14 protein-coding genes and 1 tRNA gene are annotated in these 13,658 nt (G+C 57.3%); 6 read left to right on the top strand and 9 right to left on the bottom strand.

The annotated features are described in order from the left end of the window. The first annotated feature begins 53 nt into the window (after positions 1–53). Positions 54–524, top strand: coding sequence for an EVE domain-containing protein (locus MEFOE_RS07555; RefSeq protein ID WP_067050516.1), 471 nt, complete (start codon positions 54–56; stop codon positions 522–524). Between the two features lie 850 nt (positions 525–1,374). On the opposite strand, the gene MEFOE_RS07550 is transcribed toward MEFOE_RS07555, so the two are convergent. Then, positions 1,375–1,458: transfer RNA gene (locus MEFOE_RS07550), tRNA-Ser, on the bottom strand. Between the two features lie 53 nt (positions 1,459–1,511). Continuing rightward, a complete protein-coding gene (locus MEFOE_RS07545; RefSeq protein WP_067050513.1) occupies positions 1,512–2,594 on the bottom strand; it encodes a hypothetical protein in 1,083 nt (360 codons plus the stop codon). 41 nt (positions 2,595–2,635) lie between these two features. On the opposite strand from MEFOE_RS07545, the gene MEFOE_RS07540 reads away from it, so the two are divergent. After that, on the top strand, positions 2,636–3,613 hold the full coding sequence (locus MEFOE_RS07540; protein WP_067050510.1) for an archaeosine biosynthesis radical SAM protein RaSEA: 978 nt from the start codon (positions 2,636–2,638) through the stop codon (positions 3,611–3,613). On the opposite strand, the gene MEFOE_RS07535 is transcribed toward MEFOE_RS07540, so the two are convergent. The 3 genes from MEFOE_RS07535 to MEFOE_RS07525 form a co-directional block, all read right to left on the bottom strand. Then, positions 3,603–4,841, bottom strand: coding sequence for an ornithine cyclodeaminase (locus MEFOE_RS07535; RefSeq protein WP_067050507.1), 1,239 nt, complete (start codon positions 4,839–4,841; stop codon positions 3,603–3,605). The two genes, MEFOE_RS07540 and MEFOE_RS07535, sit on opposite strands and share 11 nt — an antisense overlap. A 68-nt stretch (positions 4,842–4,909) precedes the next feature. Next, positions 4,910–5,521 carry an NTP transferase domain-containing protein gene (locus tag MEFOE_RS07530; protein ID WP_067050504.1) on the bottom strand — a complete coding sequence of 204 codons (612 nt, stop codon included), beginning with the start codon at positions 5,519–5,521 and terminating at the stop codon, positions 4,910–4,912. Then, complete coding sequence (locus MEFOE_RS07525) at positions 5,509–6,522, bottom strand: pyridoxal phosphate-dependent aminotransferase (RefSeq protein WP_235809589.1); 1,014 nt, start codon at positions 6,520–6,522, stop codon at positions 5,509–5,511. Before MEFOE_RS07525 ends, MEFOE_RS07530 begins: the two co-directional genes overlap by 13 nt. A gap of 179 nt (positions 6,523–6,701) precedes the next feature. Between MEFOE_RS07525 and MEFOE_RS07520 the strand changes: the two genes are divergently transcribed. The 4 genes from MEFOE_RS07520 to MEFOE_RS07505 all read left to right on the top strand — a co-directional run bounded on the left by MEFOE_RS07520 (position 6,702) and on the right by MEFOE_RS07505 (position 10,486). Then, positions 6,702–6,878, top strand: coding sequence for a ribbon-helix-helix domain-containing protein (locus MEFOE_RS07520; protein ID WP_067050499.1), 177 nt, complete (start codon positions 6,702–6,704; stop codon positions 6,876–6,878). A 10-nt stretch (positions 6,879–6,888) separates the two neighbouring features. After that, the gene (ftsZ, locus tag MEFOE_RS07515) at positions 6,889–8,040 is read left to right on the top strand and encodes a cell division protein FtsZ (protein WP_067050496.1); all 1,152 of its coding nucleotides are present in this window, start codon (positions 6,889–6,891) and stop codon (positions 8,038–8,040) included. 403 nt (positions 8,041–8,443) lie between these two features. Further along, entirely contained in the window at positions 8,444–9,307 is an 864-nt protein-coding gene (locus MEFOE_RS07510; protein ID WP_067050493.1) for a coiled-coil protein, read from the top strand. A 57-nt stretch (positions 9,308–9,364) separates the two neighbouring features. Then, positions 9,365–10,486, top strand: a complete 1,122-nt coding sequence (locus MEFOE_RS07505; RefSeq protein ID WP_067050490.1) for a DUF373 family protein — start codon at positions 9,365–9,367, stop codon at positions 10,484–10,486. Between the two features lie 887 nt (positions 10,487–11,373). On the opposite strand, the gene MEFOE_RS07500 is transcribed toward MEFOE_RS07505, so the two are convergent. The 4 genes from MEFOE_RS07500 to MEFOE_RS07485 all read right to left on the bottom strand — a co-directional run bounded on the left by MEFOE_RS07500 (position 11,374) and on the right by MEFOE_RS07485 (position 13,600). Continuing rightward, on the bottom strand, positions 11,374–11,823 hold the full coding sequence (locus tag MEFOE_RS07500) for a hypothetical protein (protein ID WP_067050487.1): 450 nt from the start codon (positions 11,821–11,823) through the stop codon (positions 11,374–11,376). 64 nt (positions 11,824–11,887) lie between these two features. Then, positions 11,888–12,166, bottom strand: a complete 279-nt coding sequence (albA, locus tag MEFOE_RS07495) for a DNA-binding protein Alba (RefSeq protein WP_067050484.1) — start codon at positions 12,164–12,166, stop codon at positions 11,888–11,890. 23 nt (positions 12,167–12,189) lie between these two features. Then, positions 12,190–13,206 carry an aspartate-semialdehyde dehydrogenase gene (gene asd / locus MEFOE_RS07490; RefSeq protein ID WP_067050481.1) on the bottom strand — a complete coding sequence of 339 codons (1,017 nt, stop codon included), beginning with the start codon at positions 13,204–13,206 and terminating at the stop codon, positions 12,190–12,192. A 220-nt stretch (positions 13,207–13,426) separates the two neighbouring features. Then, a complete protein-coding gene (locus MEFOE_RS07485; RefSeq protein ID WP_067050478.1) occupies positions 13,427–13,600 on the bottom strand; it encodes a 4Fe-4S binding protein in 174 nt (57 codons plus the stop codon). Positions 13,601–13,658: the final 58 nt, after the last annotated feature.

Genomic DNA, 13,658 nt, shown 5'->3' with positions numbered 1-13,658 from the left:
CCCAACCATCTCTCCCGATACCTTTTTCCAACCAGGAACTATATTGCCACTCCATGACTCGCTGGCTTGCCACCTCCACCCGTGAGAATGCAGAGATCGTGATAAAAAAACAGATCTGGGGTGTCCCGAAGAGTGACATCAGCCAGATCAACAGGATCAGGCCCGGCGACACCCTGCTCCTCTATGTCGGGCACGAGGAGATCGATAGGGACATCACCCTCCCGCCCGCGATCACCGGGTGCTTCGAGATCGTCTCCAGCGTCTATGAGGACACAGAGCCAATCTTCACCGCCCCCAGAAAACTCGGGAACGAGGTCTTCCCCCTGCGGTTCAGACTGAAAACGATCACGATCTTCGACCCACCCGTGGAGTTCACACCCCTGATCCCTCGCCTGAAATTCATCGCCGACAAAAAGCAGTGGTCAGAGCACATCAAGGGGCAGGCGATGCGGGCGATCACCGAGGAAGACCATGCAATCATCATGAAAGCGGCTATGAAAGCAGCAGAGGCGCCGCGGGGCTGAAAACCCGCTTGTTTCCCATCCTCAGATTCTCATAGAGCATATCCCAGAACTCTCGTTCATTCCCCCCATCTCTGCATGCAGGGATCGGGAGAGAATATCATGTTCGGGTCGATATCTTCCTGAATTCCCTGAAGAATCGTGCGAAACCACTGCCTTCCCCGACCTCTCTGCCGGAGAACTGATGCCCCCGGACCCCTGAAACAGGATAGGGTCGGGGAAGAGAGATCCTGATGAAGGAGATTGCCATCCCCCCTCTCGCAATGATGGGGGGATCGGGGGGTGAAACCCCCCGGACAAGACGCCAGAACAGGATTTTTCAGAACCGAATGTGCGTCCTTTCATCGGCGTGCATGAAGGTTCGGATCAGTTTTGGGATGGCCTCATACTGAAGGTATCTCCAGAGCCCGATCGGGACAATATCCGGCCCCGCTCCCTTCCTCTCCCCGGCACACGGGAGGGCCGGGAGGGGAGGACATTACCTTCAATCATATCGGTGCCCTGAGGGCGTTGAGTCCTGTCGGATTTCATCCTGTTTTTCCCGCGGACCCCGGTATGGCCCGGATCGCCGGATCTCCCTGGTATGGCCCGGAATAGGACGTGGTATCCCCTGTTTGGGGGCATATCCGGGCGTATTTGACCCGGGCCGTGTCCTGCGGGCCCACACCCGCGCGCTCTGATATGCAGGCACCGCAGGGACAGGATCCGGAGGATGTACCATGAAAACCCCTGAAGCGGTTTTCAAAGAACCGCCTGAAACTTCGTTTCATGAGCGATTCTCCAGGGTCGCCATAACACAGAGAGTCACACAGGGGCAGGTATGACAGGAAAAGAAACCGACAAGAACAAAGAGCGCCGGGGGGGAGATTTGAACTCCCGAGGTGCGAGCACCAGCGGCTTTCAAGGCCGCCGCCTTCCCGGACTAGACTACCCCGGCACGCCAGTACCTATTGTACTGCCACTTAAAAAAAGATGCTGTGGTAAAGGGGTTCAGATCTTCCTGAAAAGGAGGAAGACTGCACCGAGGGCAAGAAGCACAAGGCCGAGGGGCACCGGGCTCTGGGCCGTCGTCGGGACAGGGTCGCCGAACTTGCCCGCCACCGTGGCATCGACCGAGATCTTCTTGATATTCTCGGCCGCGACCGTCACTGTTCCGGTCTCGGTGTAGAGTTGAGGGGTGACCTTCACATAGACGGTGCCGCCTGTCGTCTGGAGTGTGACGCTCTCCGGCGCCGTGGTGCCCTGACTGTTCACCAGCGACCTCTCGCCCTTTTCGTCGATGTACTCGAGCACCCAGTCGATCCCGGTGGAGGTGCTGATCGTCACCGGGCCGCCGAGGGTATCAACGGCAAAATATGCCGGGTTCCCGCGGGAGGCCGGGGCCGAAGCCGAATAGGTGGGCCCGGACGTCTGCGTCACCGCCGGCGTGACCGGTGCCTCGCCACCCTTCACGGTGAACTGAGTCGTCCAGACATAACTGGCGTTGTCAGCAATCTCGGCCGTATAGGTGCCTCCCGTGCGGATGGGGATAGACGCAGAGAAAACGCCCGCATCAGTCTCGATCCACTTCGGGCCATAAACAGTCTCTTTCTCCGCGTCGGTCACGGTGAGCCTGAGACCGGCATCACCATACTTTGCAAGCGTGCCTGCCACTTCGAGGATCCCGTCATAGTTCTGCGTCTTCGGGGAGGTGACGGTAAGTTCATCATTCCTGTTCACGATCTTGAAGATTTTAACTTTCTTTGAACTGCCGCCAAAGATGTTCTCGCCACGTGACTGGACCTCCACCGAATAGGTGCCAGACCTGAGATTTTCGGTCTCGAAGGTCACCGTAAAAGTCCCGTCGCCCTGGATCACGACGGCCTGACGCTCGACCTCGCTCTTAGAAGATGTCGTGTCATAGAGGACGATGTCGACGACATAGCCGGGCTTCACCGCAATGGTCGTCCCGGTCGCCTCGAGGGTCTGGCCTGCGTTGATGAAATCGGGGGTTGTAATCTCGATGAATGCCGCCGCTGCCGGAGCTGCAAGGCAACAGAGGAGGCAGAGCAGGGAGAGTGCAATCCTCATCATAGATATTTTCATAATAGTATAGATCAACGAAATAAGTGTTAATGTTATCTATACAATCTATCAAGCCATTGGCAGCGTGGAAAGGAAAAGACCGTTATGAGGATGATATCCTCGATTCCCTGACCGTAATCTTTAAAAGTGGGGGATGCTCATACCGGCGTTGCCTGATGTGCGGTTACCGTTTTGAAGGTTATTTCGGGGCTCAAACTGAGGAGGTCCTTGCCGCTCTCAGGGGACAACTCGCCTGGGTGCAGGAGAACTTCGACCTCTCGCAGGTTGGGATGGTGAAGATCTTCACGTCGGGCAGTTTCCTGGACCCCATCGAGGTGCCGCCGGCTTTCAGGGAAGAGATCGCGCGGGCCTTTGCCGGGAAGGTTGTCGTCGTCGAGACGCGGCCCGAGTACGTGGAGACCGACGCACTCGCGGAGATGGTTGAGGCTCTCGGTTCCCCCATCCATGTGGCAATGGGGCTTGAGACGACAGATGACGCCATCAGGGAGAAGTCGATCAGAAAGGGCTTCAGCTTCGCCGACTTCATCGAGGCATCGAAGAGAGCGAAGGCGGCGGGCGCGGGAGTGAAGGCCTACCTCCTCTTAAAGCCGCTCTTCCTCACCGAGAAGGAGGCGATCGAGGACATGAAGACCTCCATCATGGACGTGGCGCCGCACTGTGGCATGATCTCGATGAACGCCTGCACCGTCCAGAAAAGGACAGAACTCGAGCATCTCTGGAAGGAGCAGGCCTACCGCCCGCCGTACCTCTGGAGCATCCTTGAAGTGCTTGGAAATGTCGATCCCGGCGTCCCGGTCTTCTGCGACCCGGTCGGAGGCGGCCATGCCAGGGGCCCGCACAACTGCGGGAAGTGCGACCGCGATATCATCGACGGCATCAACGAGTACGCTCTCACCGGCGACGTGGAACTGATCCGCGCCCTCGCAGAGATCGAATGCGCGTGCAAAAAAGAGTGGGAATATGTCCTCGGGCACGAGAAGCCCTGGTCTATGCCCCTCACTCGTTGATTTTTTCCGAGAGTTCGTCCAGTTTTTTCGCAAGCATCGGGAAGAAAGTGCCCGCATCGGAGACGATGCCGATCGCCTGCGAGGTGCCGCGGTCCATCAGCTTGGTCAGGGAGGCCGGGTTGATATCGACGCAGAGTGTCTTCACGCTCGATGGGAGACAGTTCCCGACGGCCACTGAGTGGAGGAGGGTCGCCACCATCAGCACCATCTTCGCGCCCTTGAGATGTTTTCTCATTGCGTCCTGCGCCTCCATGACATCGGTGATCACGTCAGGGAGGGGACCGTCGTCGCGGATCGAACCGGCAAGGACGAAGGGGATGTTGTTCCTGACGCACTCGTACATCACGCCGCCGGTGACGATGCCCTGTTCAACAGCGTTTTTAATCGATCCTGCCCGCAAAATTTCTGAGATGGCAATGATGTGATGCTTGTGCCCGTCGGTAACGAGCTTGGCGGTCTTGATGTCCATGCCGAGAGAGGTGCCGAAGAGGTTCGACTCGATGTCATGGGTCGCGAGGGCATTCCCGGCGAAGAGGGCGTCGATGTAGCCGTCATGGACGAGTTTCGCAAGGGCCGGGCCGCCGCCGGTGTGGATGATCGCCGGACCACCCACAAGGACGATCTTCCCGCCTGACCTTTTAATTTCAAAGATTTCGGTAGCGATCTGTCCAATCAAAGTCTCGGATGGGCGTTCAGGCGATACCGTCCCTTGCATGAACTCAAATTCGCTCTTTTCCCGCGGGCGTTCGGGGTAGTCCACCTTAACGCCGTCCTCGCCGACGACGACGAGGTCGCCCTTTTTCAGTTTGAAGATGGGCAGGCACTGTGCACGTTTCCTGTCCGTGTCCACGACAAGGAGGCAGTCCATCTCAATGTCATCGACAGGGATCCACTCGCCCTTGTATTTGACCCAGGTCGGGTGGTTGGTCGTCGAGTAGAACCCCTTCGGGACGATCCGATCTCCTGCAGCAGGAACCAGGGTCGCATCATCCACTACCGGGAGATGCGCACCAAGACGGTAGAGTTCGCTGAGGATCGCCTCAAGCTGCGTTTCGTCGGCAGCACTCACCTTCAGGCAGGCATAACTCGTGTCGGTCTTTTTCTTCCCTACGTCGAAGGTAAGAATCTCGAAGTTCCCGCCCATATCCATGATCCGGTCGAAGACAAGGGTCATGATACCTGAATCGATAATATGCCCTTCCAGTTCTATCTCCCGGGAGATCTGCATAATAATACTATCATCTGCGGCGGTTAATATGATTTCCTTTCTGGCATTTGCGGGGAATCCGGGTGAATTCAGGCAGAATGCCGCTTTTTTCCGGCGCAGATAAAACGCACCGCACGGGCAAGGTCGTCCTGTGTATTGACATTGAAGCCGAGCGCGGGTTCATCGAGGAGGAGGCGGGATTCTTCCTGTTCTTCCTCGATCCGCGCGCCGAGGAGGATGTTCACCCCGGCAGGACAGGCAGGGACGCCGTCGACCGTCTCCAGGTAAGCGGTGCGAAGAGACGAACCGCGGCAGCGGGCCGCCGGCACCCAGGCGGAGAGGGCGTCGGTGCCCGCAGAGAGGTACGCCTCCTGTATCCTCTCCACGATCTCTCTCCTGATACAGGGGATGTCGGAGACCGAGGTGAAGACCGGCCCCTCTTCGCCGAGTGCGGTCACCGCTTCGACGATATCTGCGACATATCCGCGCGCCCCGGCGGCATAGAGATCGATCCCCTGCGCCCGGCACCAGTTTCGGGTGTAGGGGGTCTGGGATGAGGAGACGACCATAACCTCGCACCCCGCGGCGGCGAAGGCGTCGATAACATAGGCGACCATCGGCCGCCCGCAGATGGTCACGAGAGGTTTTTCTCCCATATTAAGGCGGGAGCCCTGACCCCCGGCAAGGATCAGGGCAAGCATGCCGCGAGTGCCTCCACAAGGCGCGTGTTCTCGTCACGCCTCCGCACCGCAACCCTGATCATCCCGGGCAGGCCGAAAGAGGTGCAGTCACGGACAAGGATACCATAAGAGAGGAGGAGGCGTTCGGTAAGCCCGTCGGCAGGACAGGGAAGAGGGACCAGGATATAGTTTGCCGTGGACGGCAGGGGGGAGAGACCGAGGTCGCGGAGTCGTCCTGCAAGCCAGGCCCTCTCGGCCCGGATGAGCCTCCGGGATTCGTCAAGATCAGCATACCTGTCCAGCGCGGCCAGGGCAAAACTCTCGGCATAGGCATTCACCGTCCAGGGGAGGCGGCGCGCCTCGATCTCCGCGACAAGGTCCGGGTCGCCGAAGCCGAAACCGAACCTGATGCCGGGGACGGCAAAGGACTTGGTGATCGAGCGCGAGATGAAGAGCGCGGGATCTCTGACATCAGAGACGCTCGCGGTCGGATCGGCAAGTTCGATGAAGGCCTCGTCGACAAAGAGCCTCTGGTTGGGCTCGAGGGTGTCGAGGATCGCAAGCACCGCTTCCCGCGCGGTGAGCGCACCGTCAGGGTTGTTCGGGTTGCAGAGGAACCTGACAGCCGCGCCGGCCGCATCGCCGGTCACTCTGCCCCCACAGAGTCTGACTGCCATCTCATATTCCCCGAAGGTCGGAGGCCTGATCGCGCCGCTCTCGCCGGGCCTGATCGCGGCGACACAGAACGCGCGGATCACCTCGACAGACCCGTTCCCCACCGTGATCTCCGCGGGGTCACGGTGAAACACCTGCCCGATCGCCTCTTTCAGGGTTTCATATCTGTCATCGGGGTAGGACGCAATCGCCTCTTCCGGGATGGAGAAGGGGACCTGCGGAGGGAAAGGGTTGATGCTTGCACTAAAATCAAGAATATTTTCTCTCGAATGCCGCCTGTGCCACCAGAGTCTGCCGCCGTGTTCGGTCCGGCGGGGGTACGTCCCTGACATATTGACAAATATCACGCAAATTTGGCATTCCATGGCATATAAGAATACGCTTTCAGAAAAAATCAATTGAGAATCTTTTTATAGGATGCTCGTATTAGTTCATTCATCTGGTGCAGGATCAGACATAGAGCATCCCCCCGTCTGGCATGAGACAGACAAAAGTCTGACAAGTGTCAGACCTCAAGAGGCGGAAGATGGAGCGGATCACGATCAGACTCCCCAAACAGCAGGTCGATATGCTGCAAAGGCTTGTTGACGGCGGCGAATTTCCCACCGTGTCAGAGGCGGTACGACACGCGGTACGGGAACTCGTCGAAAAGCGTGGAGACCGGGTAATGAGGGAGAGCGACCAGGTGTCATTCAAGGTTTAGGAGGCACACGATGCAAACAATCATCAACGAGGCAATGAAAAACGCTGAACGCGAGAAAACGCTGAATAGTCAGGACGGTATCATCGGTGACGAGGACGATTTCCTCGGCCAGCCGCGCATCGTCATCGTCGGTTGCGGAGGCGCCGGCAACAACACCATCAATCGACTCTACCACATGCAGGTCTGTGGAGCCGAGACGATTGCGATCAACACCGACAAGCAGCACCTCGACATGATCCAGGCCGACAAGCGCATCCTCATCGGCAAATCGCTCACCAAGGGCCTTGGCGCAGGCGGATTCCCCGACGTCGGCAAGAGGGCCGCGGAGATGGCGCGCCCCACCCTGGAAAAACTCCTTGAGACCGCCGACCTCTGTTTCATCACGGCAGGCATGGGTGGCGGTACCGGCACAGGCGTTGCCCCCGTCGTTGCGCAGATTGCCAAGGAGCAGGGCGCCATCGTCGTCGGCATGGTCAGTTACCCCTTCCAGGTCGAGAAGGCACGCCTGCTCCGCGCGGAGGACGGCCTCCAGCAACTCGCCAGTTACGCCGACTCGGTGATTGTCCTCGACAACAACCGGCTCATCAACTATGTCCCCAACCTGCCCCTCGGCCAGGCCTTCTCGGTGATGGACCAGCTCATCGCCGAGACGGTGAAGGGCATCTCCGAGACGATCACCCAGCCTTCCCTCATCAACATCGACTACGCAGACGTGCGGGCGATCATGAGCAAGGGCGGCGTCGCCTGCATGCTCGTCGGCGAGAGCAAACAGCAGAACAAGGCCGAGAGCGTCGTCCACGAGTGCCTCTCCCACCCCCTGCTGGACATCGACTACCGCGGCGCCACGGGCAGCCTCATCCACATCACCGGCGGCAGCGACCTCACCCTCCAGGACGCCGAAGAGATCGCAAGTTCCCTCACCTACGAACTCGACCCCCACGCTGACGTCATCTGGGGCGCACGCGTGAACAACGACTACGAAGGCAAGGTCAGGGTCATGGCAATCATGACCGGCGTCAAGAGCGCCCAGATCCTCGGCGGCAGGCAGAGTAACTTCGTCCCCGCGAGCAAGCCCGCACCCATGCCGAGCGGCAGGTCGGCAGCCCCCCAGCGGAGTTTCGCACGGGACCAGACGAGCGGTCACCTCATCGATTTCCTCTGATATTTTCTTTTTTTCACGTACACCATGTCCGGGCCATCCATCACAACCGGCCGGATCGGTTCATCTCTCAAAAGACACACCAAAAAAATACGCCTGAACCGGCGCAGGTCCTGCGAAATGCTTAATACCAAAGATGACGCAAACTATTAGAAATCCTGGTATATCCACCGCGGATCTCCACGGTGCGGCAGGTGCGTCGGCATAGCCGGATGCGCCAGAGGGTATAGGAGTTGAATATCATGAACAGCGCTACGAACACAGATATCAGAGAAGCAGTCTCTGTTCTGGACGGCACTTTTATTGTATCATTTCTCTCTGGTTCCTCCCATTCTGCGGCATCTCCCGTGCATCATCAGACCCGGTGGCCTATACGGCGGTATCAGAACTCAAGGATTGGTAAAGCATGTTGGATGAACTGATCGAAAAGAGAAAAAAATCACTTTCCGAGTCTGAACAGCATAAAAATCGGCGCAACGAGCTTAACGCCCTTGCGAGCACCCATGCCCGTGAGCGGAACCAGCTCAACACCCAGACCCGGGAGTTTGTCGAGGAGGCCCAGAAAAATAAGGAACTCCGGGACCAGTCCAATAATGAGGTCCACCGGCTGAAGGACGAGCGGAACAAACTCAACGCCAAGGCCAACGAGTACTTCGAAGAGATCGAGTCCTTCAAGAAGGATCACTCCGCCTTCCAGAAGAATGCAAGCATCAAAGAAATCCAGCGCCAGATCGAGGCGATGGAGTTCCGCCAGCAGACCGAGGTCTTCTCCACCGACAAAGAGAGAGAGCTGATCGACAAGATCAAGCACATGAAGGCCACCATCAAGGAGCAGGAGGACGAACTTGAGCAGAACAAGGACCTCAAGACCAAACTCCAGAGCGCCCGTGACCTTCGTAAGGAAGCCTCAGACATCCATGACAGGGTGACCGAAGTTGCAGAACTCGCGCAGAAACACCACGACATGATGGTCGAGTTCTACCGGAAGGCCGACCAGTCCCGTGAGGCCGCCGACACCGAGCACAAGGCCTTTGTCGAGGCGCAGGAGGCCGCTGACGAGGAACACAAGGCATTCATCACCTGCCAGAAGGAACTCCGTGACTATGACAAAGTCATCTCCGGTCTCCGCAACAAGAAGAAGAAGACAAAGGTCACCAAGGAGCAGCGTGAGGTCAGGCAGGAGGCCGAGCGCATCTTCCAGCTCTTCAAGGGCGGGGAGAAACTCACGACCGAGGACATCCTCCTTCTGCAGCGGTCCAAACTCCTTTAATACTTTTTTTTGTGTATGCACAACCATTTATTAGTTTGAGTGTAATTTTCTAATCAGATGGCTGAGGGCACTACACTAATCCTGTGCATCGACCGGGACGACGACCTCGGGTACAAGGCAGGTCTTGCAAGTCCGGTAGTCGGACGGGAGGCGTGCCTGAACGCGGCCAGCGCACTTGCACTCGCCGACCCCGAAGATTCAGACGTCAACGCCATTTTTCAGGCGGTAAAAACCTATGACGAACTGAAAGAGAGGGGCGAAGAGGTCGAAGTTGCGATCCTCACCGGTAACCACATGCATATGCTCGAAGGGGACCGGAAGATCGCCGCAGACCTCGACGACGTGATCGCGCGGACCGATGCAGAGGCCTGTGTCCTCATCTCCGATGGGGCTGAAGACGAATATATCCTCCCTATCGTCCAGTCCAGGCTCTCCGTGACGAGCATCAGGAGGGTGATCGTCACCCAGATGCCGAACCTCGAAGGGACTTACTATATCATCAAAAAACTCCTCGACGACCCGAAGATCTCGCGGATGGTCCTGATCCCTCTCGGCCTTGCGATGCTCATCTACGCCACCGCCTACCTCATCGGCTACCCCGAGGGGGCGACGATCGTCGTCGTGGGCGCACTCGGTATTTATCTCCTCCTCAAAGGGCTCGGTTTCGACGAGTTCTTCAGTTACTCGGTCAATTCCCTGCAGGTCGCCCTGAGAAGGGGCAAGATCACCTTCGTCTCTTATATCACGGCGATCCTCTTTTTCATCGTCGGGGTGATCATCGGACTGTACAGTCTGCTCGTCTATTACACGGAGGAGGGGATACTGCTCTACCTGCTGACCTTCTTCTACGGCGGGATCGGGTGGTTCACGGCGGCAGGGATCATCGCCTCGGTCGGAAGGATCATCGACGTCTACATGAATGAAATCGAAGACCTGGGGAGGGTGATCGTCCTCCCCTTTTTCATCAGCGCCATCGGCATCATCGTCTACGGCACGAGCATCTACATGCTCTCCCTCTCGCACATTGAAAAATTCCCGTACCCAGAGTTCAACGGGCTCAATGTTGCGATGTACGCCATGGTCGGCGGTCTGTTCCTCGCCTTTGTCGGCGTCTACATCCAGTCCCTCATCAACCGCTGGATCGAGAAAAAAGGAGAGAATACTGCGATTACACCCTGAGGCACTATCCTTCATTCATTTTCCCTATCACTGCAGAATCTTTTATTTTCAGATCGATTATCCCCTGATTCCATGAAGATCGGTTCAGGCCGGTTAGCGGAGGACGAGGTTCCCGGTCTCCGCAACCTCGCCGTCGCCCTCGTTGCAGGAGACGGTCCGGTGGCAGGTGCCCGGGACTCTCCTCGACTCCAGCCCGAACACCATCCCCAGTCTGCAGGAGCACATCTGCGGCGCCTCGGTACTCACAACCCCGCCATGAATCGTAGAATTCACCCAGGCGGCAGGTACGGGTGGAGATGCAGATCGATACGTAGCAGGCGGTGCCGGGAGAGCGCCGCGACCAGCAACCGGCCCCGGAGGTCACGCAGTCGAGGTTTGTCGCGACGACGATCCGGTCGTGGCGGTCAGGTTTGTCGGCCAGACCGCCCGCCTGCACGGTATCGATCACTTTCCGGCCGGCAGCAGGAGGTTTGAGCAAGCCGGAGGCTTCCATCACCAGCGTAAAAAAAAGGATGAGGTCATCCCAGAACTGATCCTACCCTCTGTCCCGTCTATGGAATGATCGGTATGTGGTTCTGAAAAATCCTGTTCTGGCGTCTTGTCCGGGGGGTTTCACCCCCCGACCCCCCTCATTGCGATAGGGGGTGGATGGCAATCTCCTTCATCAGGATCTCTCTCTTCCCCGACCCTATCCTGTTTCGGGGGTCCGGGGACGTCAGTCCCCCGGCAGAGATCTGGGAGAAGACGGTGGTTTCGCACTGCATTTCATGGAATTCGAGAAGACATTGACCCAATCATGAAATTTTCTCCCGGGCACCTATGCAGAGATTGGGAGAATGAATAAGAGTTTTGGGATATGCTCGATCTTAAAAAAATGCAACGAGGGTTCAGGACTTGAAATATCCCATACCCTCGGGGAACACCGCCGTGTTCTGGAACTCCCGCCTGTCCTGGGGCGACGCAACGATCAGAGAGGGGATCTTCACCGGGAATTCATGCTCGGGGAACCAGAATGTCCCGCGGCCATAGTCCAGGCCGACACCAGGGACCGTCAGGACGGCATGGTCCATCGTGATCTCTTCGATAGTCGCTCCCTCGAAATTCACGACTTCAAGCACCTTCTCACGAAGGTCGCTCATGCCAAGGAGGTGGACGAGGATCTGGACGCCGTCATCGACGGTATAGGTGACATTGACCTTCGCATCGTGGTTATCGAGCTGGATCTCGACGCTCTGAACCGTGAGGTAACTGTACTTGGTATCGTCCGCCGCCGCGACAGGCACGACGATAACGAAGAGCAGGAAAAGCATCGCAAGGCCGTGCGCCAGGAACTTCATACTTAGGATCTTGAAACGGGATCATATATGCTTTCTGGTCGGGGAAAAAAGAGTATAATTTCTTTCATTTTGGATTTTGCGAGAGAATAATCTCGATACTGGACACATTCGTCTTGCCTGTGTCCGTATCGATCATCTCCGTCGAGGTGAGGATCTCCTTTTTGTTTACGCCTTCCAGGAACCGGTTGATCGCGATCTCGGCGGTGTCGACAGCCCGGGAGATCGCCTTCCCCCGCGCCTTGATTGCCACTTCATCCGCGCCATTGTTGAACTGGGTCACAACTGCGAGTACATAGTTCATGACCGGTTTGTTTCCGACGAATACTGTGTTGTCCTTTAACATAGTCCACCTCTGTTCGTGGTCTATCAGAGATACTTCTCCTTATAGATTAACTCAGCGTTTAGTACCGATGCCCCGGCAGCCCCACGGATAGTGTTGTGGCCCAGAGCTGCAAAACGGAGGCCTTCCCGGAGCCTTCCCACCGAAACAGTCATGCCATTACCGCGGTTGCGGTCAAGTCTCACCTGCGGGCGGTCGGGCTGATCGAGGTACTCGACCGACCGTGCCGGCTGAGTCGGGAGACCGGAGAAAGGTGCCCGGTATTCCCGGTATGCCTTCCGGACCTCGTCAAGCGGACGGTCGATATCCACCCAGACCGAGAGGGTGTGGCCGTCGATGACAGGCACACGGTTGCAGCAGGCACTCACCGAGAAGGTGGCCGGCTCCACTTCGGAACCATTGAAGGTGCCCATGATCTTCCTCGGTTCGCTGGCCATCTTCTCCTCCTCCCCCTTGATATAGGGGATGACGTTATCGTAGATCGCCATGCCGGCCACGCCCTCGAAACCGGCGCCCGAGATCGCCTGCATCGTCGCCACGAAGACCTTTGAAAAGTTGAACTGCCGCAGGGGCTCAAGGGCGAGGGTGAGCATGATCGTCGAGCAGTTCGGGTTGGTCACGATAAAACCGTCCCGCCCATGATCGTGCTGGAGATCGATCATGCCCAGATGGTCGGGGTTCACTTCGGCGATGACCAGCGGGACATCGGAGTCCATCCGGTGCGAACTGGCGTTGGAACAGACGCCGACACCGGCCGCCGCAACCCCCTCTTCGATACCCTTCGCGATATCTGCCGGCAGGGCTGAAAAAACGATATCGCAGTCTCGGACCGCCTCGACGGTGGTCGGACTGACGATAACATCGGCAGCCGAATCAGGGAAAGGCACATCCAGCCGCCAGTTGACAGCGTCGCCGTACCGCTTTCCGGCACTGCGCTCTGAAGCCGTCAGGGTCTGGAGGTTGAACCAGGGATGATCAGAGAGCAACTGTACAAACCTCTGGCCGACGGCTCCGGTAGCACCGAGAACTCCAACATTTATCATAGGTAACTCTACCTATATGCAACAGTTTATTAAAAGATTCCTTTTCCTCCTCTAGCCGCCTCTATTTTCGGTATCCGGAGAGTAGAGGGCAAAAAATACAGTATAAAGGAGCGGGAGAAAGACTTCCAGACACGAGAGGCACGCACGCAGACTCAGGAAGATACGGCGAGCAGAGACACTATCTCAGAACAGAAAGGAGAAAGAGAATAATGGGGTATATTTATTCCATGTGGATGGCGCCCGCAGGGCAGACGTCAACACATGTGCCGCAATCGGTGCAGGCGTCCTTGTTCACGACGGCGATACCGTCTTCCATCGAGATCGCCTCTGACGGGCATTCATCCACACAGGTCTCACAACCAACGCAGAGATCAGGGTCAACAACTGCAACCATGGTAATTACTCCTCTTTACTATTCTGTAAAAATAGTGAAATATCTTTCGATAAAGTCA

The organism is Methanofollis ethanolicus (genome assembly GCF_001571385.1).
GTDB classification, from domain to species: Archaea; Halobacteriota; Methanomicrobia; order Methanomicrobiales; family Methanofollaceae; genus Methanofollis; species Methanofollis ethanolicus.
Note: the sequence above shows the minus strand (reverse complement) of the source record. Positions and strands in the feature narration are given on the sequence as shown.

Excerpts from the sequence above, each read along its gene's own strand:
- MEFOE_RS07555 (WP_067050516.1), top strand. The coding sequence starts at position 54 with ATGACTCGCTGGCTTGCCACCTCCACCCGTGAGAATGCAGAGATCGTG.
- MEFOE_RS07545 (WP_067050513.1), bottom strand. The coding sequence starts at position 2,594 with ATGATGAGGATTGCACTCTCCCTGCTCTGCCTCCTCTGTTGCCTTGCA.
- MEFOE_RS07540 (WP_067050510.1), top strand. The coding sequence starts at position 2,636 with ATGTTATCTATACAATCTATCAAGCCATTGGCAGCGTGGAAAGGAAAA.
- MEFOE_RS07535 (WP_067050507.1), bottom strand. The coding sequence starts at position 4,841 with ATGCAGATCTCCCGGGAGATAGAACTGGAAGGGCATATTATCGATTCA.
- MEFOE_RS07530 (WP_067050504.1), bottom strand. The coding sequence starts at position 5,521 with ATGCTTGCCCTGATCCTTGCCGGGGGTCAGGGCTCCCGCCTTAATATG.
- MEFOE_RS07520 (WP_067050499.1), top strand. The coding sequence starts at position 6,702 with ATGGAGCGGATCACGATCAGACTCCCCAAACAGCAGGTCGATATGCTG.
- ftsZ (WP_067050496.1), top strand. The coding sequence starts at position 6,889 with ATGCAAACAATCATCAACGAGGCAATGAAAAACGCTGAACGCGAGAAA.
- MEFOE_RS07510 (WP_067050493.1), top strand. The coding sequence starts at position 8,444 with ATGTTGGATGAACTGATCGAAAAGAGAAAAAAATCACTTTCCGAGTCT.
- MEFOE_RS07505 (WP_067050490.1), top strand. The coding sequence starts at position 9,365 with ATGGCTGAGGGCACTACACTAATCCTGTGCATCGACCGGGACGACGAC.
- MEFOE_RS07500 (WP_067050487.1), bottom strand. The coding sequence starts at position 11,823 with ATGAAGTTCCTGGCGCACGGCCTTGCGATGCTTTTCCTGCTCTTCGTT.
- albA (WP_067050484.1), bottom strand. The coding sequence starts at position 12,166 with ATGTTAAAGGACAACACAGTATTCGTCGGAAACAAACCGGTCATGAAC.
- asd (WP_067050481.1), bottom strand. The coding sequence starts at position 13,206 with ATGATAAATGTTGGAGTTCTCGGTGCTACCGGAGCCGTCGGCCAGAGG.
- MEFOE_RS07485 (WP_067050478.1), bottom strand. The coding sequence starts at position 13,600 with ATGGTTGCAGTTGTTGACCCTGATCTCTGCGTTGGTTGTGAGACCTGT.